We start from the raw sequence: 1,825 nt of genomic DNA on the forward strand, positions 1-1,825 counted from the left end.
TCCTTCGACGGCCCCTCGCCCGGTTTCGGCGCATTCGGACCGGTCTTCTCGGCGTTGGCGGCCATCACGCGCTTCGCATTGGCCTCGCCCTTCTCGCCGGGGCCGGTCAGGACCATCTCGTCGTAGACGAACTCGCGGCCGTAGGGAAAGCCCATCAGCATGTTGGAGCGATGGACGTTGCGCGTGTTGATCAGCGCCATCATGAACGGCGCGGTCCAGGACTGCAGATCCTCCTCATAACCTGCTCGGTTGCCCTTCGGCTGCTTCGGGCCGGTGAAGCCGGGCGTCAGCGCGAAGTGATCGTTGAGAATGGCGACAAGGCTGAGATCCTTGGCGACCGCATCGAAGGTCGCTTTGGCGCTGGCCGCGGTGCCGCCCGACAGCGTGCCGCGCATGTCGCGCACACGCCCCTTCACGCGCGCAGCCGGCGCGCCGAACACGCGCCGGGCCTCTTCCTGCACGAAGAACGTGCCGAGCTCGAACGGCACGGAATCATAGCCGCAGGAAAACACGATGCGCGCGCCACTCGCCTTGGCCGCCGCCTCGTACTTGTCGATCATCTGYCGCATCCAGACGGGCTCGCCGCAGAGGTCGAAATAGTCCGTGCCGCCGGCGACGCAGGCCGCGAGCAGCGCTTCGCCATAGAGTTGATACGGGCCGACCGTCGTGATCACCGACTTGGTCTGTGCGACCATTGCCTTCAGCGAGGCGGCATCGGACGCATCGGCCACGATCAGCGGCGTATCCGCGGGCGCGCCGATCGCCTCGCGCACCGACTTCAGCTTGTCGAGGCTGCGGCCCGCCATCGCCCATTTCAGCGCCTTGTCGTCCTTGTAGTGCGCCGCCAGATATTCGGCGACGAGCTGGCCGGTGAAGCCGGTCGCACCGTAGACGACGATGTCGAATTTCGCAGAGCTCATGACTGGCCTTTACTTTTTCGCGTAACTCACGCCCATGCCGGCACGGACGTCGCTTTGAATGCCATAGGGCGGAATCGGATAGCGCAGGCCGTTCTTCGCCAGCGCCTTCATGCCCAGGGTCGCCTTGGCGAGATGCTCGGGCTTCAGGGCCATCAGCATCTCCTCGTCCGGCACGCCGCCATAGCGCCGTTCGGCATAGCATGGCAAGGACAGGCTGGGCTCCCCGGTCTTGAGCGCCCGCCCCCACGAATCCGCGCAAGCGGTCTCCCCGACCACGCCCCATTCGAACTTCTTGTAGCCGGTATATTGCAGGCCGTTGATCAGGATGATCATCTGCCCGGGCGTCGCATAGACGAGACAGATGTCGGGCGGATCGAGCCGGCCGCTGGCGAGCGGGCTGACCGCGAGCGCCTGATAGTGCCCGAACGGCACCACGTCGAGCGCCTCCTGGCGCTTGCGTGCGTCCTCGGCCGTGCCGTGCCAGACCCCTACGTAATTTTCGCCGGCGAGCCATTTGTCGTCCTGCGGCGCCAGGCCGATCACCGCGCGGCACTGGCTACCTACGAGATCGTCGGCGGTGATGCCGACGGTCCAGCCCAGACGCGCGGCCATGCTGACGATCTGGTCGGTGGTGTGGATCGCGTTCGGCCGCCGGATTTTCGGGATCGCCTCCATGTCCGCGGCGCGTGCGAACAGCTTCATGCCGATTACCGTCGTCTTCAGCCGCAGCAGGCTGTTGAGATCGGCGACGAGGCCGGCAAGATCGATCCTGTCTTCACTCTCCAGCTGCATGGCGTCCTCCCGGGGGCCGACGATCGCGCGCCGGTCTATGTTCTTGTTTGACGGCTCTCGTTCTAGTCCTTCGCCGGGCCCGGAAGCAACTCACCGGTCCTGCCCCTCAAACG

At 65.7% G+C, this 1,825-nt stretch carries 2 protein-coding genes; both read right to left on the reverse strand.

The window, feature by feature from the left end; genetic code table 11:
* On the reverse strand, positions 1 to 920 hold a 920-nt coding region (locus AC1D00_RS39395), incomplete at its 3' end, for a saccharopine dehydrogenase family protein (RefSeq protein ID WP_477014399.1).
* Positions 921 to 929: 9 nt separating this feature from the next.
* Positions 930 to 1,712 carry a DUF169 domain-containing protein gene (locus AC1D00_RS39400; protein ID WP_477014400.1) on the reverse strand — a complete coding sequence of 261 codons (783 nt, stop codon included), beginning with the start codon at positions 1,710 to 1,712 and terminating at the stop codon, positions 930 to 932.
* Positions 1,713 to 1,825: the final 113 nt, after the last annotated feature.

The organism is Bradyrhizobium sp. P2_E8 (genome assembly GCF_056403875.1).

What these genes read in the sequence shown, in the direction of transcription:
- AC1D00_RS39400 (WP_477014400.1), bottom strand. Translation starts at nt 1,712, where the DNA reads ATGCAGCTGGAGAGTGAAGACAGGATCGATCTTGCCGGCCTCGTCGCC.